Consider the following 19771-nt stretch of genomic DNA (forward strand, 5'->3'; position numbering starts at 1 on the left):
GCATGCGCGCCATCGCGCGGCGCTCACGCTCAGGCCGAGGCGCTCTCCGGCGGCGTCCGGCGGCGGTAGAACAGCCGGGCGCCGAGATAGCAGCTCAGCGCCAGCAGCACGCTGTAGATCAGCACCGACACCACCGAGGTCGTGTACGACGCGGCCGCGCGCATCAGCTGGCTCCAGGTCATGGTCCTGATGATCAAAAGCGCCAGGCCGATTCCCAGCGCCTGGGTCAGCCAGAAGGCGAAGGTGCCGTGGGCGATGGCGCGGCCCATGCCGGCCGTGCCGAGCGCTTGCGGCAGGCTGCGCAGGCAGACCCATGCGGCCAGCGCCAGCAGCAACGCGGGCACTATCCAGTAGCCGATCGCGTGTTCCAGCATGCCGGCCGATCCCGCATCGCTCATGAAGTACAGGCCGATCACCAGCGCGACGTGCAACTGCCACAGCAGCAGCGTCAGCGCGGCGATCCACGCGGCGTGGCGCCGCTGCAGGAACGGCGCCTGCGTGGCGGCGACGGGCGTGACGCTCCAGGCCGCGATGCGCACCGCCAGCCAGCTGCCCAGGATGGTGAGCAGGATGGCGCACAGCTTGGGCGGCAGGGCCATCAGCAGCATGCGGCGGGTGCCGTAATAGCCGAAGGCCTGGTCCACCCATTCCTTGTGCCTGACGATGAGCGCGTAGAAGCCGTGATTCAGCAACGCCAGGCCGGTCGAGATCAGCACGAACAGCACCAGCGAGACCACCAGCAGCACGGCCACCATCCGGCCCGGGCGGTCGACGCCGCCCGCGTTGTGCCGGCGCAGCCAGCGCTGCGTGGCGCCCCAGGTGGTCAGGCCGACCAGGATGCAGCCGGCGACGATGTTCACGACCGTGCTCGCCACCATGTCGGGCCGGGCAAACGCCTCGCGCGTCAGCGCGGCCAGCGGTCCGGCGCTTATCAGGTAGAGCTGGACCAGGATGGCGCCCAGCAGCTGTAGGCCGACGGCGGCCGTGGTCAGGCGCCTGGCCAGCGTGTTCGGGTGTGCGGTCGGAAGGTTCATCGGCGGGGGCCTAGGGACGAGAAAATCGGGGACGACCATAGCATGAAGGTCGCCGCCACGGCATTTCGGTCTTCGGCGCGAGTGCAGCCAAATGTTACGCCTGGCCCGCTAGGGGAAAACCCAGACAAGTTCCGCCTCCCGGCTATAATCCAAATTTCCCGCACGCGCCCGCTCGTCCCGGGCGCTTATTACGATGACCAAATACGTATTTGTCACCGGCGGAGTGGTGTCTTCCCTGGGCAAGGGCATCGCCGCTGCGTCGCTTGCCGCCATCCTCGAGTCGCGTGGTCTGCAGGTCACCATGCTCAAGCTCGATCCCTACATCAACGTCGATCCGGGCACCATGAGCCCGTTCCAGCATGGTGAGGTGTTCGTCACGGAAGACGGCGCCGAAACCGACCTGGACCTGGGCCACTACGAGCGTTTCGTGTCCGCCCGCATGCACAAGGTGAACAACTTCACCACCGGGCAGATCTACGAATCGGTGCTGCGCAAAGAGCGCCGTGGCGACTACCTGGGCAAGACCGTCCAGGTCATCCCGCACATCACCAACGAGATCCAGGACTTCATCGCCCGTGGCGCCGACGCCGCCTGGAATGGCAACACCGACGTCGCCATCGTCGAGATCGGCGGCACCGTGGGCGACATCGAATCGCTGCCCTTCCTGGAAGCCGCGCGCCAGATGAGCCTGCGCATGGGCCGCAACAACGCCGCCTTCGTGCACCTGACGCTGGTGCCGTTCATCGCATCCGCCGGCGAACTCAAGACCAAGCCGACCCAGCACTCGGTGCAGAAGCTGCGCGAAATCGGCATCTACCCGAACGCGCTGCTGTGCCGCGCCGACCGTCCCATCCCGGACGACGAACGCGCCAAGATCTCGATGTTCTCCAACGTCCCCCTGGATGCCGTCATCTCGGTGTGGGACGCCGACTCGATCTACAAGATCCCGGCCATGCTGCACAAGCAGGGCGTGGACAACATCGTCTGCGAAGCGCTGGGCCTGACCCCGCCGCCGGCCGACCTGTCCATGTGGGACAACCTGGTCGATGCGCTCGAACACCCCGAGCACCAGCTCACCATCGGCATGGTCGGCAAGTACGTCGACCTGACCGAGTCGTACAAGTCGCTGACCGAAGCCCTGGTGCACGCCGGCATCCACACGCGCTCGAAGATCAACATCGAGTACATCGATTCCGAAGACATCGAAACCCGCGGCACCGACCAGCTCAAGCACCTGGACGCCATCCTGGTGCCGGGCGGCTTCGGCAAGCGCGGCACCGAAGGCAAGATCGCCGCGATCCGCTACGCCCGTGAAAACGGCGTGCCGTACCTGGGCATCTGCCTGGGCATGCAGCTGGCCGTGATCGAGTTCGCGCGCCACGTGGCCGGCCTGGGCGGCGCCAACAGCACCGAGTTCGATCCGTCGGCGCCGCATCCCGTGGTGGCCCTGATCACCGAATGGATGGACCGCGAAGGCAAGGTCGAGAAGCGCGACAACTCGTCCGACCTGGGCGGCACCATGCGCAAGGGCGCGCAACGCGTGCCGATCAAGCCGGGCACCCGCGCCCAGTCGATCTACGGCGACGAAGTCAACGAACGCCATCGCCACCGCTACGAAGTCAACAACGTCTACGTGCCGCGCCTGGAAGAGGCCGGCATGGTGATCAGCGCGCGCACCCCGACCGAGAACCTGCCGGAAATCATGGAACTGCCCGACCATCCCTGGTTCGTCGGCGTCCAGTTCCACCCGGAGTTCACGTCGACCCCGCGCGACGGCCACCCGCTGTTCTCCAGCTACATCCGCGCCGCCATCGAGCAGAAGGCTCGCCGCGGCCAGGGGGCGTAATGCAGGCCGGCGGCACCGAGCCGCGCATCTGCGCCGCCCGGGCCGCCGGCCTTGTTCCCGCCGTCGCTCCTGGCGGACAATGCGCCGCGGCCCCGCGCCGCTGCGCTGCTTTCGGATACAACCACTTAGCATCGGACAGGCACGGCGCGACCGTGTTGCGCGACACTGCCTGTGTCATGCGGTCCCGCGCCGCGACCCCATCAACGCAACTGCCCTGAAGGAACCCCATGAGTGCCTATCTCATCGCCGACGTCACAGTGACCAAGCCCGCGCAGTACGAGGATTACAAGCGTCTGTCCACGCTCGCCATGCGCGCGTACGATGCCAAGATCCTGGTGCGCGGCGGCGAATCCCGGCACCTCGAGGGGCGTGAGCCCGGCCGCACCGTCGTCATGGAGTTTCCGTCCATGGCCGCGGCCCAGGCCTTCTACGACTCCTGGCAGTACCGACGCGCCCGCAATGCCCGCGAAGGCGCGGCCGTGATGAATATGTTTATCGTTCAGGGAATGTAAAGTCATGAGTGCAATTGTCGATATCATCGGCCGCGAGATCCTGGATTCGCGCGGCAACCCGACCGTCGAATGTGACGTGTTGCTGGAGTCCGGCGCCATGGGCCGCGCGGCCGTGCCGTCGGGCGCGTCCACCGGCGCCCGCGAAGCCATCGAGCTGCGCGACGGCGACAAGGGCCGCTATCTCGGCAAGGGCGTGCTGCGCGCCGTCGAGAACCTCAATACCGAAATCTCGGAAGCGCTGATGGGCCTGGACGCCCAGGAGCAGACCTTCGTCGATCGCACCCTGATCGAGCTGGACGGCACCGAGTCCAAGGAACGCCTGGGCGCCAACGCCATCCTGGCCGCCTCGATGGCCGTGGCCCGCGCCGCCGCCGACGAGTCCGGCCTGTCGCTGTACCGCTATTTCGGCGGCAGCGGCCCCATGAGCATGCCGGTGCCGATGATGAACGTCATCAACGGCGGCGCGCACGCCAACAACACCCTCGACCTGCAGGAACTGATGATCCTGCCGGTGGGCGCGGGCAGCTTCCGCGAGGCCCTGCGCTGGGGCGCCGAAGTCTTCCACATGCTCAAGAAGCTGATCCACGGCCAGGGCATGTCCACCGCGGTGGGCGACGAGGGCGGTTTCGCCCCCAACGTGGCCAGCCACGAAGCCGCGATCCAGCTGATCCTGAAGGCCATCACCGAAGCCGGCTACGAGCCGGGCACGCAGATCGCCCTGGGCCTGGACTGCGCCAGCTCCGAGTTCTACCGCGACGGCAAGTACACCCTGGCCGGCGAAGGCGGCATCTCGCTGTCCTCGCAGGAATTCACCAACCTGCTGGCCACCTGGTGCGACAAGTACCCGATCATCTCGATCGAGGACGGCATGGCCGAAAACGACTGGGAAGGCTGGAAGCTGCTGACCGACCAGCTCGGCAAGAAGGTGCAGCTGGTGGGCGACGACCTGTTCGTCACCAACACCAAGATCCTGCGCGAAGGCATCCAGAAGGGCGTGGCCAACTCGATCCTCATCAAGATCAACCAGATCGGCACCCTGACCGAGACCTTCGCCGCCATCGAAATGGCCAAGCGCGCCGGCTACACCGCCGTCGTTTCGCACCGTTCGGGCGAAACCGAGGACTCGACCATCGCCGACATCGCCGTGGCCACCAATGCCATGCAGATCAAGACCGGTTCGCTGTCGCGTTCGGACCGCATGGCCAAGTACAACCAGCTGCTGCGCATCGAGGAAGAACTGGCCGAAGTGGCGTCGTACCCCGGTCTGGAAGCCTTCTACAACTTGCGTTAACGTAAGCGGGCCGCGGCACGCGCCGCGGCCCTGTTAGCGCCACGACTGCTGAGGGTTCCCGCGTATGCGCCTGTTGTTCCTGGTGCTGTTCGTGCTGGTAGGGCTGATCCAATACCCGCTTTGGCTGGGGAAGGGCGGCTGGTTCAAGGTCTGGGACCTGCAACGCCAGGTGGCGGCGCAGCGCGAGACCAACGAAGGCCTGCGCGCGCGCAACGCCGCGCTGGAAGCCGAAGTCCGCGACCTGGACAACGGTTCCGGCGCCATCGAGGAACGGGCCCGGGGCGAACTGGGCATGATGCGCGAAGGCGAAGTCTTCGTGCATATCCTGCCCCAGAACACCCAGCCGCCCGCGGGCGGCGCTTCATTGGCGACCGATGCCGCGGCGCGGCCAGCCACTCCCACCCGCGCCAGCGCGCCCGCCACGCCGCCCAGGCCCGCCGCGCGGCCGGCTACGGGGGCCTCCGGCGGCAACGCCGGCTCCTCCTCCCGGCACTGATCGCATCCAAAAGCTGCCCATTCACGGGCAGCGCAGGCTGCGGCATACCCCCTGCACCACGCCCGCCGGATACGGCGGACCGGCAAGCCAGTCCACCGGCTTGCTGTGCATTTCCATTTCGAGTTCGATGCTGATGGGCGCCAGGCCTCGCGCGCGCGCGGCGGCGGCGTAGCTGCCGTCGTTTTCCGCCAGGCCCGCCAGCAGTGTCCGTAGCGGCGGTAGCAATGGCTGGTACAGGTAGGTCAGCCGCAGCCTGAGTGTGTTGGCGCGGAAGATATCGGGCTGCAGGATTTCGATGCGCCACGGCACCGTGTCCATCCGCGCGGCGATACGTTCCTGGCTGTGGGCCAGCCGGCGCCCGGCGGTCTCGCCCTGCGGGCCGGCATGCAGTGGCCGCAGCGCCCTCAGGAAGGCGTCGCGGATGCGGGTGGGATCGGCGTGGCCGGTGCTGCCCGCGCGGGCGGCTTCCATCAAGGCCAGATGGGCGACCTGGCGTGTCACCTGCCAGCGCGCCGCGTCGGCCACCAGCGCCGCCACGGACAGGAGCACGGCCATGACCAGGGTGAATTCGAGCGCGGCGGCGCCGCGTTGCGGCACACGAGGCCTTGCAGCGCCCGGCGCAAAGGACGAAGGCAAGGAACGGCGGGGCAAGAAAAAGGCGGTCATGGCCGGCCAGTGTGGCGCGGGCATGACCGCCTGTCGATTCGTGCAAGCCGAGGGGGCTGCCGGGGACGTCAGTGCACCGTCGGCGGCGTACCGTCCGCGGTGGGCGGGCTGGAGGTGAACAGGGCGGCGCAGTCGACCGCGTCGAAGGCATACGGTTTGCCGCAGAAATCGCAGGACACGTCGACCTGGCCGCGTTCGGCCAGGATGTCCTTGACCTCGTCCTCGCCCAGCGAGCGCAGCATGTTGGCCACGCGCTCGCGGGTGCAGGGACAGTGCCAGCGCACCGGCTGCGGGTCGAACGCCACCAGCGTCTCTTCCCAATACAGGCGGTGGATCAGGGTGTCGATATCGGTGGCCAGCAGTTCCTCGCGCTTGAGCGTGGCGGCCAGCGCCGAGGCGCGGTCCCAGGTCTCGGCGGCGGCCTGCTCGGTCAGGGCCGGCGCATCCGCGCCGCCGTGGTAGGGCAGGCGCTGGATCAGCATGCCGGCGGCGTGTTCGCCGTCCGCGGCCAGCCACAAGCGGGTGTCCAGCTGCTCGGAGGCCTTCATATAGTGCTGCAGGGCCTCGGCGACGGTATCGCCTTCCAGCGGCACAATGCCCTGGTAGGCCTGCTGTCCGGGCACCTTGTGCTGCGGATCCAGCACCACGATGAAGCGGCCATTGCCGCCGGGGTTGAGCAGGCTCTGCATGTCGCCGTCGGCCGGCACGTCATGGCCTTCGCGCACTTTCACGGTGGCGCGCAGGCTGAGGTCGGAACGGCATTCCACCACCAGCAGCGCGATCGGGCCGTCGCCCTGGATCTGCAGTACCAGCGAGCCGTCGAACTTGATGTTGGCGGCCAGCAGGGTGGAGGCCGCCACCAGTTCGCCCAGCAAGTGGGTGATGGCGGGCGGGTAGTCGTGGTTGGCCTGGACGGCCTTCCAGGTATCCGTGAGGCGCACCGCTTGGACGCGGACGCTGCGGTCTTCGAGGAGGTATTTCTTGAGCTGATCGGTCATGGGGGAATGTTAGCCGATCGGACGGCCGATTCCCCCTGCCGGCGACAGGGGTGTAGGCCCTTGCCGGGGCGTTCCCGGCGGCAATGTCAGGCCAGCCGCTTCAAGGCCGTCTTGTAGTGTTGGCCGCGCGCCACGTAGTGGGCGGTGTTCTTGTGCAGATTGGCGATTTCCTCGTCGGACAGCTCGCGCACGATCTTGCCGATGCCGATGACCAGGGAATTGTCCGGAATCACCCGGTCTTCAGGGATGATGGCGCCCGCGCCGATCAGGCAATTGCGGCCGATCACGGCATTGTTCAGCACGATCGCCTGCATGCCCACCAGCGCGCCTTCGTGGATGGTGCAGCCGTGCAGCATGGCCTGGTGGCCCACGGTGACGTTGGGGCCGATGGTCATGGGACAGCCGGTATCCACGTGCAGCACGCTGCCTTCCTGGATATTGGTGCCCTGGCGGATCAGGATGGCGTCGTTGTCGCCCCGGATCGAGACGTGCGACCAGATGCTGACGCCGGCTTCCAGCGTGACGTTGCCGATGATGTCGGCGCTGTCGGCCACGTAGGCGGCGGGATCGATGCGGGGAATGAGGTCGTCGAGCTGGTAAATGGGCATGCCCTGTCTCCGGATACGGCGGGTCCCTGGCGGACCCGCCCGCGTCATTGGGGCCTGGACGCCCGCGCGCGTTCTTCTTCGCGCTGGCGCAGGATGCGACGCTGGATTTTACCGGTGGTGGTCATGGGCAGCTCTTCGACGAACTCGATTTCCTTCGGGTATTCGTAGGGCGCCAGGCGTTCGCGCACGTGTTCCTGCAGGTTTTCGATGATGTCGTTGCGGTCGCGCTGGGCGAATTCGGGTGTCAGCACCACGTAGGCCTTGACCACCGCGCCGCGCTCGGCGTCCGGTTTGGGCACCACGGCGGCATTGGCCACCGCGGGGTGGCCGATCAGGCAGCTTTCGATTTCACCCGGGCCGATGCGGTAGCCGGATGACTTGAACACGTCGTCGGCGCGGCCGGCGTACCAGAGGTAGCCGTCTGCGTCGATCCGCGCCAGGTCGCCCGTCAGGCACCAGTCGCCCTTGAACTTGGCCTGGGTGGCGGCTTCGTTGCGCCAGTAGCCCAGGAACAGGACCGGGTCGGGATAACCGTGGATATCGTAGCGATTGACGGCGATTTCGCCGGTTTCTCCGGCCGCCACCGGCTGACCGGCGTCGTCCAGCACCGCGACCCGATGGCCCGGGTAGGGCCGGCCCATGCTGCCCGGCTTGGCCGGCCAGCGCTTCTGGCTGTTGCCGACCACGTAGTTCATTTCGGTCTGGCCGAACATTTCGTTGGGCGTCACGCCCAGGGCGGACTGGCACCACTCGAAGACGGTCTCGCCGACGCTTTCGCCGGCGCTCATGATCGAGCGCAGGGCCAGCTGATAGCGATTGCGGGGTTCGGGCACCGCTTTCATCATCATCTTGAGCGCGGTCGGGAACAGGAAGGTGTTGGTGATCTGATAGCGCTCCATCAGCTCGAACGCCCGCTCGACCGAGAAGCGGCCGCGGGTGCCGACGATGGGATGGCCGAAATACAGCGTGGGCAGCAGCGCATCCATCATGCCGCCGGTCCAGGCCCAGTCGGCCGGCGACCAGAACACGTCGGCGGGCCGCGGAAACCAGTCCTGCGAGGCCACGAAGCCGGGCAGGTTGCCGATCAGCGCGCTGTGCGGCAGCAGGGCGCCCTTGGGCGCGCCGGTGGTGCCGGAGGTATAGAGCAGGATGGCCGGATCCGACGAGCGCGTCGGCACCGGCTTGAATTCACTGGGTTGGCGCGCCAGCAGGCTGCGCCAGGGCAGCACGCGCTCGTCGGCGAAGCCGATGCCGATGATCTGTTGCAGGTTGGGGCAGTTGTCGCTGACGGCCAGCAGGTTGGCGCTGGAGGCGTGGTCGACGATGGCGACGCGGGTCTCCGAATCGCACAGGCGGCTTTGCAGGGCTTCGGGACCGAACAGGGCCGACAACGGCAACACCACCGCGCCCACGCTGTAGATCGCCATGTGCGCGACCACGGTCTCAGGGCGTTGTCCCAAAACCACACCGACGCGGTCGCCGCGGCCCACGCCCATCTTCACCAGGCCATTGGCCAGCTGATTGGCGGCCTCGGCCAGCCGCGCATAGGTCCAGACCTCGCGGTTGCCGGCTTCATCTTCGTAGTAGATGGCGATGCGCCGCGCATCCGGACTACTGGATGCCCAGCGGTGGCAGCACGCTTCCGCAATGTTGAACTGGGTGGGAACCAGCCAGCGGAATGTTTGGTAGAGCACCTGATATTGGTCGTTCATGGCCCTATGTTGTGAGCATGTTGCAGCGTGAACGGGTCAGTTTTTGCCCGTTGCCCCAATTGCAAGCATGACCTAGAGGGCCGTGAACTGCAATATCCCCGTTGCGTAACGGGGACGTATAAGGGTTATCACGGGTGCTTGCCCTGGCGGCGCAGCGCCGACGGCAGCGCCGGCAACGACAGCGAGCGCGGCTTGCGCTGCGCCGGGTCGGCCTGGCGTTCGGCCTGGATCGCGGCCCAGTCCAGCAGTTGCAGCTGGCCGTCATGGGTCTCGGCCAGGGCCGACAGGCTTTCCACCCAGTCGCCGTCGTTGCAGTACAGGATGCCGCCCACGTCGCGCAGCTCGGCCTTGTGGATATGGCCGCAGACCACCCCGTCCAGGCCGCGGCGGCGGGCCTCGCCGGCCAGCGCCTCCTCGAAGTCGGTGATGAAGGACACGGCGTTCTTGACCTTGTGCTTGAGGTACTGCGACAGCGACCAGTAGTGCAGCCCCAGGCGGTGGCGCAGGCGGTTGAAATGGTGGTTGATCCACAGCGCCAGTTGGTAGAGGCCGTCGCCCAGGTGCGCCAGCCAGCGGCTGTGCTGGATCACGCCATCGAACTGGTCGCCGTGCAGCACCAGCAGGCGCATGCCCTTGGCGGTCACGTGCACGTCTTCGTCCAGGATCTCGATGTCGCCGAACGCGTAGCCGGCGAACTCGCGCGCGAATTCGTCATGGTTGCCGGGGATGAACACCACCCGGGTGCCGTTGCGGGCCTTGCGCAGGATGCGCTGGATCACGTCGTTGTGGGCCCGCGGCCAATGCCAGTGCTTGCGCAGCTGCCAGCCGTCGACGATGTCGCCGACCAGGTAGAGGGTGTCGGAATCGTTGTGCTCGAGGAAATCCAGCAGGAACTCCGCCTTGCACCCGGCGGTGCCCAGGTGAATATCGGAAATCCAGAGAGCGCGCCAGTGCGTGGGGCGGATTTCGTTCACGGTGCTGTCCATGGGGGCTGTCGTCATGCCTGGGAATGAAACCACCCCGCGATGACCGTGACATGAAAAAAAAGTGACGCTGTTGTGACGGCCGCGCCCGGCGGGCGCCGGGCGCTGTCAGATGAACCCGCTTCAGGCGCGTAGATGGCTCAGCATGTCGTGCACGTCGTGGGCCATGATGGCCAGCACGCAGACCAGCCCCAGGTAGGCGCAGGTGTAGGTCAGCTTGCTTTCCAGCGTCGTGCCGTAATAGGCCTGGTTCTCGGGCAGGGCGGGGTCGTATTTGAACGCCCGGATGACGTTGGGAAACGCCAGCACGGCCACCAGGATCAGGATCGGGCTGGGGCGCCAGAAAAACAGCGCCACCAGCACCGGCACGCCCACCAGCCAGATGCGCGGCGACAGCACCGCGGTGATGCGGCCGCCGTCGAACGGCGAAAGCGGGATCAGGTTGAAGAGGTTGATGAAGAAGCCCGCGTAGGACAGCGCCAGCAGCAGGTCGCTGCCGGTGCTGCGCGCCGCGAAATAGCAGGCCAGCGAGGCCACCGTGCCCGCCAGCGGGCCGCCCAGGCCCACGTAGGCCTCGGTATCGGCATCGTGCGGCATCTCCTTCAGCTGTATCCAGGCGCCCACGAATGGAATGAACACGGGTGCGCCGACATCCAGGCCGCGCTGGCGCGCCGCGATGTAATGGCCCAGTTCATGCACCAGCAGCAACAGCACGAAGCCTGCCGCGTAGCGCCAGCCGAACACGAAGGCATAGACCGCGACCGACAGCAGCATGGTGCCGCCGGTCGCCAGCAGCTTGCCGAACTTCAGGTACTTGATACCCGAGAACAGCAACAGGAGCAGCTTCATGGCTCAGGGCTGCTGTTGTTCCGCCTTCTTGCCGCGAAAGCGCTTCCACAGGCCGCCGCCCAGCGCGGCGGCCGCCAGGATGCCGACCTTGGCGAACTTGGCCAGGAACGCGGCGATCACGGCGAACAGGCCCAGCTTCTTGGCGGCCACGCCCGCGACCAGCGCGGCCAGGCCGTATTCGGCGACCTTGTCGGTGGACGAGTTGAAGTCGGCGTAGCGCTTGCCTTCGACGTACTTCAGGTTGTCCAGCAGGGTCAGCACCGCGGTCTTGTCCTTCGGCACCAGGTTCTTCTGCGTGATCAGGTCCAGCGTGATGTAGCCGTCGCGGCCCAGCGCGTAGGTGTTGTAGTTGACGGTGGGATTGTCGTTGGCGGTTTCGCCCTTGTGCTTGACGGCCACCGACCAGACCAGGCGCTGCGTGCTGCTGTCGTACTTGGGCGCCTCGACCCAGCCGTCCATCACCAGCTCGGGGAAGCCGCGCTTCTTGCGCTCGACGTTTGACTCTTCGGTGCCATCGCGCAGGCTGTCCAGCAGTTCGCTGACGTTCCAGTTCTTGGCGTCGTCGTCCTTGATGTAGCCGGCCTTGTCGAAATTGACGGTGATGACCCAGTCGTCATCGTCGCTCTTGGGCATGACCACGCCCAGCAGCGAGGGATCCTTGCCGTTGCCGTCGGCCGCCATCAGGCGGTCGGCCTGGATGCGCGGCACGAAGAACATCGATTCAGGCAGGTGCACCACGGCCTGGTCGCCCAGCTTGACGTCGGCCGGGCCTTCCTGGGCGGCGGCGTAGGCTGCCTTCATGGCGGCCTCGATTTCCTGCTGCGCGGCGGCATTCTGGGCCGAGGCGCCGAAGGGCAGGAACAACAAGGCACTGGCGGCGGCCAGGGACAGGCGGGAAAGGAAAGCGCGCATGATAATTATTGGAGCGTCTGTGAAAGGGGCCCCATTGTCTTTGCACGCGACTTTCAACTTTCTGAAAGCCAACGCCTAATTCGCCGCACGATTTTGCCAGTTGTAAGCAGGTATGTTCAGCGCCCGTTCAGGCGTCCGATTCCTGTCGCTCAACGGGTCTTCTTGCGCTGCGGCGCGTTGCGCAGGCGGGTGCCGAGCAGGCGGTCGTGCAGGAACTGGCCGTCCGGATCGAACCAGGACCAGATGAAGATCGTGAACGGCGCGGCCACGATGAACATGTCCATCGAGGGCCAGCCGGTGGCGCTGGCGGCGGCCCACACCACGGCGGCGCCCGCCAGCACCAGCGGCCACGCCAGCACGTAGCGCAGGATCAGGCGGGCGGTGGACGGCGGGTTGCCATCGCGATCGACCAGCCGGATGTTCCATGTCTTCATCGGCAGCGTCTGGCCGCGGCGGCGCCAGCACAGCACGAAATAGGCGCCAATGGCCACGAACAGCCAGGCCTGGCGGGCGGGCCGCAGTTCCAGCGCGTTCTTGCTCTGGGTCAGGGTATCCATGAGGTATCCCGCCAGGAAGACCACGCCGAACAGCAGCACGGCTTCGTACATCATGCAGGCGAACCGGCGCAGCCGGTTGGGGGTCTGGTCGAGGGAGGCGTCGGTCATGGGCCGGTATTATCCGACAAAGCGGCCACCCGGTGGGTTGACGGTTTCCCGGCTCCGGCCATAAAAAAAACCCGCCGGTAAGGGCGGGTCTATAAAAGGGGCTATGCAGCCCCCAAGGGGAAATCGTTCAGGCCATCAGGCCTGCAATCCTGCTTCAGGCGGCCGAGTGCGCGTTCTTGGCGCTCGTCTTGCCAGCCAGGGCACGGATACCGTGGGCCAGCTTACGCAGGCCGGCGGCCAACGCACGCATCGGGTGCGGGCGGAACTGTTCTTCAATAGCCTGGAGCATCAGTTGACGCTCGAGTTCGTCGGTCAGGCGGATGGTGTTGTTCGGGTTGATCACAATAGCCTCCACGGGCTTGCACTGTTGTTTAGCTACTAGGGATAACCCGAATTATAGGGTTAACCCTGAAGCTGTGCAAGTGCCTGGTGCGTATCGGCAACATCCTGGTGCTGATGATGCCCCAAATCGGCGCTGCGGGGCAGCATAAGCAAAGATACGGGCGCGATGTTGCGGCGCTTTTACAACGCGCGCGCAGTGGCATGGGGGCAGGAGGCCGGACGCCCGGGGAATGGAATGCCCCGGGCGCGGAGGCGGCGCGTCAGGCGTCGCGGTAGCCGGCGGCGACCAGTTCGAAGCCGAACAGGCGGCAGTCCAGGGCGCCGTTGTGCAGCGGCACACGGCGCTTGGGCTTGAGGCGCATCTGGTTGGGCAGGGTCAGGTCGCTGGTGATGATGTGCAGCTGCCAGCCGGCGAAATTGCGCTTCAGGCAGGTGGCCCAGTCGCGCCACAGGTCGGCGTCCTGCTCGGTCGCCATGCGTTCGCCGTAGGGCGGGTTGGTGACGATCCAGCCATGGTCGGCGGGCGCCTGCACTTCGCGGGCGTCGCCCACCTCGAACCGGATGGTGTCGGCGGTGAGCCAGGCGCGCTCGGCGTTGTTGCGGGCGAATTCGACCGCCTGTGGATCCAGGTCGTAACCGACCAGAGGCGCGTCCAGCTGCGGCAGGATGCGCGAGCGCGCATCGTCCTTCAGGTCGCGCCAGCGGTAGGCATCGTGGCCGCGCAGGCGTTCGAAGCCGAACGGGCGCGAGATGCCGGGGGGCACGCCCAGCGCGATCCAGGCGGCCTCGATCAGGATGGTGCCGGAGCCGCAGAACGGATCCAGCAGCGGCGCGGCCGGGTCCCAGCCGGCCAGCGCCAGCATGCCCGCGGCCAGGTTCTCGCGCAGCGGCGCGTCGCCCTTGTCCAGGCGCCAGCCGCGCTTGAACAGCGATTCACCCGAGGTGTCCAGGTACAGCGTGGCGGTGTGGCCGGTCAGGAACAGGTGCACGCGCGCGTCGGGGCGGACCGTGTCGATGCTGGGGCGTTCGCCTTCCAGTTCGCGCAGGCGGTCGCAGATGCCGTCCTTGGCGCGCAGATTGCAGTACTGCAGGCTCTGCACGGGGCTCTTGATCGCCGAGGTATCCACGCGCAGCGTCTGTTCGGCGCCGAACCAGCGCTCCCAGGGCGTATCGCGGGCCAGGTCGAGGATGTCGTCTTCGTGCGAGATCTCGGCGTGGGCGACCTGCACCAGGATGCGGGTGGCCAGGCGCGAATACAGGTTGGCGCGTTGCACACCCGCCCAATCGGCGGTGAAGGAACAGCCGGCGCGGCCGGCTTCGGCGTCGTCGTAGCCCAGGGCCTGCATTTCGGCGGTCAGGGCTTCCTCCAGGCCCTGGGGGCAGGGGGCGAAGACCTTGAAACGCTCGGCCTGGCGCGGTTCGCGCGGGCGGCGCTCGCGGATCTCGACGGAGGGCGCGCGGTCGCGCGGCGCGTCGGCGTCCCGGGCCGGGCCGGCGTTGATCGACGCATCGTCGTCGTAGTCGGGTTCCGGCGCGAACTCGGGCGCGGGGCCGTCGTCCTCGAAGGGATCGTAGAAGCGGCCGGCGGGCGTGGCAGGGGCGATGTACTGGTCGTCCATGCGCGGCGCGCGCTGCGGCGTGCGGCCCGAGCGCGGCGCCGACGGGGCGTCGCGGCGCGGGTCATCGCCACGGCGGGCGCGGTCGCCACGCGGCCCATCGCCACGGCGCGGGCTGTCGCCGCGGGAACCATCACCGCGGCGCGGATTGTCGCCACGCGCGCCGTCACCACGGCGCGGGCCGTCGCCCCGGTCGCCGTCGGCCGATCGGCGCGCGGCGCGGGCCGCGGCCTGGCGCTGCTGGTAGCCCTCGGGGTCCTTCTGGCGCTCGATGTTGTCCTTGGCGCGCTCGTTCTGGGCGACCAGGCGGGCGCGGGCGCCGCTGCGCACGCGTTTGGGCGCGGCTTCGGCGTGCGCGTCGCGCGCGGTTTTCTTGATCGTCAGCGTCTTGCGCGGGCGGTCCTGGTCATCAGCGGACATACGAATCCTGGCGAATGTGCAAAGGGTAGGGGGAATCAGAAGGGTTTGACGACGACCAGCGCCACCACCACCAAGAGCAGCAAGACGGGAACTTCGTTGAACCAGCGATAGAACTTGTGCGAACGGGTGTTCTTGCCCTGTTCGAATTTACGCAGCATGACGCCACAGGCGTGATGGTAGCCGATGACGAGCAGGACGAAAAAGAGCTTGGCGTGCATCCAGCCGTTGCCGGGGCCGACGCCGATGCCGTAGCCCAGGTACAGCCACATGCCGAGCGCCACCGCGACAACCGCCAGGATGGTGGTGAAGCGGTAGAGGCGGCGCGCCATGCCGAGCAGGGTGACCTGGACGGCCGAATCCGATTGCTGGGCCAGGTTCACGAAGATGCGGGGCAGGTAGAACAGGCCGGCGAACCAGGAGGCGATGAAGACGATGTGGAAGGTTTTTACCCAGAGCATGGACATGGTGGGGGCGGTCTTTGTTTTCTTGGGGAAGGGGGATTGTAATTGCTGAGGGCTGGGGGTTCTTCGTAGGTCGCCCGTCGCGGCGGCGGTTTGGGGGGGCGGGCGCCCACGATTGCGGTCCGGAGCGTTCGCTCCGGACTGCCCCTGCCTCAACCTCGTGGCCGCCGTTCGGCGGCTGCCTTCGGTTTCCGTCGGGCGCATCGAGGTTGCCCGCCCCCCAAACCGCCGCCGCGACGGGCTACGGGTTTCGAGAAATGAGGCGCTGCCAGACCGGTGGGGTTCTGGGGAGGTTTGCGGGGCCCGTCAAAACCGGCCGCGCGGGCGGCCGGTTTTGACTTACGCGGTGGTTTGCGTCGGGACGGGGGGGCTGCGCGGTGGTGGACAGGTGCTTGCTTGGCGCGCAGCCGCGAGGAAGGGAGAAGAGCGGCCCCGGACGGTTTTGCCGTGATGGGGCCGTGGGGCGTGCAGCTTGTCGCTTCAGATCTGCGCTTGTCGCTTCGGATCAGATCCGCGCGTGTCGCCTCAGATCACATACAGATCGACGTACTCGTGGACTGGCATCGTTTCCAGTTTCTTCTGGTCCAGCGACGCTTCCAGGATGCGGGCCTGTTGGCGGGCGGGGAAGATGCGGGCGAGGTTGGTGCGGAATTTCGCTTCCAGCAGGGGGATGCCGTCGGCGCGGCGGCGCTTGTGGCCGATGGGGTATTCGCAGACGACCTCGTCGAGCTGGGTGCCGTCGGTGAACCTGACGGTGAGCGCGTTGGCGATGGAGCGTTTGTCGGGGTCGTGGTAGTCGCGGGTGTAGGCCGGATCCTCGACGCAGGTGATCTTGTCGCGCAGGGCGTCGATGCGCGGGTCGGCGGCGACGTCGTCCTCGTAGTCGGCGGCGGTGAGGCGGCCGAACAGGAGCGGGACGGCGACCATGTACTGGATGCAGTGGTCGCGGTCGGCGGGGTTGTTCAGCGGGCCCTTCTTGTCGATGATGCGGATGCACGCCTCGTGGGTGCGGATGGTGATGCTGGCGATGTCCTCGGCGGACTTGCCCAGGGACTTGAGGCGGTCATGGATCTGCATGGCGCATTCGACCGCCGTCTGCGAGTGAAACTCGGCCGGGAACGAGATCTTGAACAGCACGTTTTCCATGACGTAGCTGCCGTAGGGGCGCTGGAACCGGAACGGCTGGCCCTTGAACAGCACGTCGTAGAAGCCCCAGGTCTTGGCGGACAGCACCGAGGGGTAGCCCATCTCGCCGGTGCGGGCGATCAGCGCCAGGCGCACGGCGCGGCTGGTGGCGTCGCCGGCGGCCCAGCTCTTGCGGCTGCCGGTGTTGGGGGCGTGGCGGTAGGTGCGCAGGCTCTGGCCGTCGACCCAGGCCAGCGAGACGGCGTTGATGACTTCGTCGCGGGTGAGGCCCAGCATCTGCGCCACCACGGCGGTGGACGCGACCTTGACCAGCACCACGTGGTCCAGGCCGACCTTGTTGAAGGAATTCTCGAGCGCGATGCAGCCCTGGATCTCGTGCGCCTTGATCATGCCGGTCAGCACGGCGCGCATCGTCAGGGGCGGCTTGCCGGCGGCGACGGCGGTGCGCGACAGCCAGTCGGCGGTGGCCAGGATGCCGCCCAGGTTGTCGGACGGGTGGCCCCATTCGGCGGCCAGCCAGGTGTCGTTGAAGTCGAGCCAGCGGATCATCGCGCCGATGTTGAACGCGGCCTGCACGGGGTCCAGCTGGAATTGGGTGCCGGGCACCTTGGCGCCGTGCGGGACGACGGTGCCGGGGACGACGGGGCCCAGCAGCTTGCGGCACGCCGGATATTCCAGCGCTTCCAGGCCGCAGCCGAGGGTGTCGATCAGGCAGTTGCGAGCGGTCTCGTAGGCCAGGCCGCTCTGGATTTCATAGTTCAGTACGTAGTCGGCGATATCGACCAGGACCTGGTCGGGCTCGGGACGGACGTTGGAGATCGGGGCAGACATTTGGTACCTCTCCTGAGTGTTTACAGGCGGCACTGGGCCCGCGCGGCGCGGGGTATGGCGTCGGCAGGCCCATGTCGTCGTCTTACTTGCGCTTGTCGATCGGCACGAACTTCTGATCTTCCGGACCGACGTAGTTGGCGGTCGGGCGGATGATCTTGTTGTCCACGCGCTGCTCGATGATGTGGGCCGACCAGCCCGCGGTGCGCGCGATCACGAACAGCGGGGTGAACATGGCGGTGGGCACGCCCATCATGTGGTAGCTGACGGCCGAGAACCAGTCCAGGTTGGGGAACATCTTCTTGATGTCCCACATGACCGTCTCGAGGCGTTCGGCGATGTCGAACATCTTGGTGCTGCCGGCCTTCTTGGAGAGCTTCTTGGCCACTTCCTTGATGACCTTGTTGCGCGGGTCGGACACGGTGTAGACCGGATGGCCGAAGCCGATGATGACTTCCTTGGCCTCGACGCGGCGGCGGATGTCGGCCTCGGCTTCGTCCGGCGTCTCGTAGCGCTTCTGCACGTCGAAGGCGACCTCGTTGGCGCCGCCGTGCTTGGGGCCGCGCAGCGCGCCGATGGCGCCGGTGATGGCCGAGAACATGTCCGAGCCGGTGCCGGCGATGACGCGGGCGGTGAAGGTGGAGGCGTTGAATTCATGCTCGGCGTACAGGTTCAGCGAGATGTGCATCGCCTTGACCCATTCGTCGCTCGGCTTCTCGCCGTGCAGCAGGTGCAGGAAGTGGCCGCCGATGCTGTCATCGTCGGTCTGCACGTCGATCACGCGGCCGTTGTGGCTGTAGTGGTACCAGTACAGCAGGGCCGAACCCAGGTTGGCCATCAGGCGGTCGGCGATGTCGCGCGCGCCGGGCAGGTTGTGGTCGTCCTTTTCGGGCAGCACGCAGCCCAGCACCGAGACGGCCGTGCGCATCACGTCCATCGGGTGGCTGGCGGCGGGCAGCGCCTCGAGCGCGTCCTGCAGCTGCACCGGCAGGCCGCGCAGCGAACGCAGCTTTTCCTTGTAGGCCTTCAGTTCGGCCTTGTTGGGCAGCTTGCCGTGCACCAGCAGGTGGGCGATTTCCTCGAACTCGCTGGTATGGGCGATGTCCAGGATGTCGTAGCCGCGGTAGTGCAGGTCGTTGCCGCTGCGGCCGACGGTACACAGCGCGGTGTTGCCGGCGACCACGCCGGACAGCGCGACCGATTTCTTGGGCTTGAAGCCGGCCTTTTCTTCCGGCTTGGCGGCCGGGGTGGTATCCGTTTTGGCAGCCTGCTTCTTGGGAGCCGTGCTCATGTCTCTACTCCTTTCCTTTCGCGGTGGTCGATGCAATGGGGGAAGCTGGGGCGCCGCGGGATCGCCGCGGCGCCGGATGCGGTGGCGCGCTCAGGCCTTGCCCTTCTGGAACAGGGCGTCCAGGCGCGATTCGAATTCGTGGTAGCCGATGCGGTCGTACAGTTCTTCGCGCGTCTGCATCAGGTCGACCACGTTCTTCTGGTGGCCGTCGCGGCGGATGGCGGTGTAGACGGCCTCGGCGGCCTTGTTCATGGCGCGGAAGGCCGACAGCGGGTAGAGCACCATGCCCACGCCCACGCTCTTGAGTTCTTCCACCGAGAACAGCGGCGTCTTGCCGAATTCGGTGATGTTGGCCAGCACCGGCACCTTGACCGCCTTGACGAAGCGGTCGTAGGTCGGCAGGTCGTAGGCGGCTTCGGCGAAGATGGCGTCGGCGCCGGCTTCGACGCAGGCCAGGGCGCGCTCGATGGCGGCGTCCACGCCGTGCGAGGCGATGGCGTCGGTGCGCGCGATCAGGTAGAAGTCGCTGTCGGTGCGGGCGTCGGCCGCGGCCTTGACGCGATCGGCCATTTCCTCGGTGCTGACGATTTCCTTGCCCGGACGGTGGCCGCAGCGCTTGGCGCCGACCTGGTCTTCGATGTGGCAGGCGGCGGCGCCGAACTTGATCAGGCTCTTGACGGTGCGGGCGATGTTGAACGCCGACGGGCCGAAGCCGGTGTCGATGTCGACCAGCAGCGGCACGTCGCAGACGTCGGTGATGCGGCGCACGTCCGTCAGCACGTCGTCCATGGTGTTGATGCCCAGGTCGGGCAGGCCCAGCGAACCCGCGGCAACGCCGCCGCCCGACAGGTAGATGGCGCGGTAGCCGGCGCGCTTGGCCAGCAGGGCGTGGTTGGCGTTGATGGCGCCAATGATCTGCAACGGGTTTTCTTCGGCGAGCGCGCGGCGGAACAGGGCGCCGGCGGATTCGGGTCTGGACATGGGTGGTCTCCGTTATAGGGGCCGGGTGTCGTGACGTTGCCCCGGCTGGGATGTCAGGTCTTGCGGGTCCGCGGCGGGCCGGATCGGGATCCGGCACCTTGCCATGACCTTACC

At 67.1% G+C, this 19771-nt stretch carries 19 protein-coding genes; 4 read left to right on the top strand and 15 right to left on the bottom strand.

All coding sequences use genetic code 11. The features are described 5' to 3' along the window. Nucleotides 1-29: 29 nt before the first annotated feature. Nucleotides 30-1034 carry a hypothetical protein gene (locus AT699_RS07470; protein ID WP_024068132.1) on the bottom strand — a complete coding sequence of 335 codons (1005 nt, stop codon included), beginning with the start codon at nt 1032-1034 and terminating at the stop codon, nt 30-32. Between the two features lie 193 nt (nt 1035-1227). On the opposite strand from AT699_RS07470, the gene AT699_RS07475 reads away from it, so the two are divergent. The 4 genes from AT699_RS07475 (at nt 1228) to ftsB (ending at nt 5179) form a co-directional block, all read left to right on the top strand. Beyond that, nucleotides 1228-2880 (top strand): CTP synthase, encoded by a 1653-nt coding sequence (locus tag AT699_RS07475; protein WP_006389343.1) that lies wholly within the window; start codon nt 1228-1230, stop codon nt 2878-2880. 227 nt (nt 2881-3107) lie between these two features. Further along, entirely contained in the window at nt 3108-3392 is a 285-nt protein-coding gene (locus AT699_RS07480) for a DUF1330 domain-containing protein (RefSeq protein ID WP_006389344.1), read from the top strand. A 4-nt stretch (nt 3393-3396) separates the two neighbouring features. Then, nucleotides 3397-4683 carry a phosphopyruvate hydratase gene (gene eno, locus AT699_RS07485; RefSeq protein WP_006389345.1) on the top strand — a complete coding sequence of 429 codons (1287 nt, stop codon included), beginning with the start codon at nt 3397-3399 and terminating at the stop codon, nt 4681-4683. A 64-nt stretch (nt 4684-4747) separates the two neighbouring features. Then, complete coding sequence (gene ftsB / locus AT699_RS07490) at nt 4748-5179, top strand: cell division protein FtsB (protein ID WP_024068133.1); 432 nt, start codon at nt 4748-4750, stop codon at nt 5177-5179. 21 nt (nt 5180-5200) lie between these two features. On the opposite strand, the gene AT699_RS07495 is transcribed toward ftsB, so the two are convergent. From AT699_RS07495 to prpB, 14 genes are all read right to left on the bottom strand, one after another. Continuing rightward, nucleotides 5201-5776, bottom strand: a complete 576-nt coding sequence (locus AT699_RS07495) for a TadE/TadG family type IV pilus assembly protein (RefSeq protein ID WP_024068134.1) — start codon at nt 5774-5776, stop codon at nt 5201-5203. A 137-nt stretch (nt 5777-5913) separates the two neighbouring features. After that, nucleotides 5914-6843, bottom strand: a complete 930-nt coding sequence (gene hslO / locus AT699_RS07500) for an Hsp33 family molecular chaperone HslO (protein ID WP_020924651.1) — start codon at nt 6841-6843, stop codon at nt 5914-5916. A gap of 86 nt (nt 6844-6929) precedes the next feature. Beyond that, nucleotides 6930-7451, bottom strand: a complete 522-nt coding sequence (locus tag AT699_RS07505) for a gamma carbonic anhydrase family protein (RefSeq protein ID WP_006389349.1) — start codon at nt 7449-7451, stop codon at nt 6930-6932. A gap of 44 nt (nt 7452-7495) precedes the next feature. Further along, a complete protein-coding gene (locus tag AT699_RS07510) occupies nt 7496-9163 on the bottom strand; it encodes an acyl-CoA synthetase (protein WP_024068135.1) in 1668 nt (555 codons plus the stop codon). A gap of 128 nt (nt 9164-9291) precedes the next feature. After that, nucleotides 9292-10164: a UDP-2,3-diacylglucosamine diphosphatase gene (locus AT699_RS07515; RefSeq protein WP_085941830.1), complete on the bottom strand. Its 873-nt coding sequence runs from the start codon at nt 10162-10164 to the stop codon at nt 9292-9294. A gap of 105 nt (nt 10165-10269) precedes the next feature. Beyond that, nucleotides 10270-10995, bottom strand: a complete 726-nt coding sequence (locus AT699_RS07520; RefSeq protein ID WP_006389352.1) for a site-2 protease family protein — start codon at nt 10993-10995, stop codon at nt 10270-10272. A 3-nt stretch (nt 10996-10998) separates the two neighbouring features. Further along, on the bottom strand, nt 10999-11907 hold the full coding sequence (locus AT699_RS07525) for a DUF2167 domain-containing protein (RefSeq protein ID WP_024068136.1): 909 nt from the start codon (nt 11905-11907) through the stop codon (nt 10999-11001). Nucleotides 11908-12056: 149 nt separating this feature from the next. Then, a complete protein-coding gene (locus AT699_RS07530; RefSeq protein ID WP_006389354.1) occupies nt 12057-12572 on the bottom strand; it encodes an RDD family protein in 516 nt (171 codons plus the stop codon). A 154-nt stretch (nt 12573-12726) separates the two neighbouring features. Beyond that, nucleotides 12727-12915 (bottom strand): hypothetical protein, encoded by a 189-nt coding sequence (locus AT699_RS07535; RefSeq protein ID WP_006389355.1) that lies wholly within the window; start codon nt 12913-12915, stop codon nt 12727-12729. A gap of 259 nt (nt 12916-13174) precedes the next feature. Then, nucleotides 13175-14950: a THUMP domain-containing class I SAM-dependent RNA methyltransferase gene (locus tag AT699_RS07540; RefSeq protein ID WP_024068137.1), complete on the bottom strand. Its 1776-nt coding sequence runs from the start codon at nt 14948-14950 to the stop codon at nt 13175-13177. Between the two features lie 35 nt (nt 14951-14985). Next, the gene (locus AT699_RS07545) at nt 14986-15414 is read right to left on the bottom strand and encodes a CopD family protein (protein ID WP_006384749.1); all 429 of its coding nucleotides are present in this window, start codon (nt 15412-15414) and stop codon (nt 14986-14988) included. 522 nt (nt 15415-15936) lie between these two features. Further along, nucleotides 15937-17388, bottom strand: a complete 1452-nt coding sequence (locus tag AT699_RS07550; RefSeq protein WP_024068138.1) for a bifunctional 2-methylcitrate dehydratase/aconitate hydratase — start codon at nt 17386-17388, stop codon at nt 15937-15939. Between the two features lie 82 nt (nt 17389-17470). Next, nucleotides 17471-18676, bottom strand: coding sequence for a bifunctional 2-methylcitrate synthase/citrate synthase (gene prpC, locus AT699_RS07555; protein ID WP_020924646.1), 1206 nt, complete (start codon nt 18674-18676; stop codon nt 17471-17473). 90 nt (nt 18677-18766) lie between these two features. After that, on the bottom strand, nt 18767-19657 hold the full coding sequence (gene prpB / locus AT699_RS07560; RefSeq protein ID WP_006389359.1) for a methylisocitrate lyase: 891 nt from the start codon (nt 19655-19657) through the stop codon (nt 18767-18769). Nucleotides 19658-19771 lie beyond the last annotated feature (114 nt).

The organism is Achromobacter xylosoxidans, from assembly GCF_001457475.1.
Taxonomy (GTDB): Bacteria; Pseudomonadota; Gammaproteobacteria; order Burkholderiales; family Burkholderiaceae_B; genus Achromobacter; species Achromobacter xylosoxidans.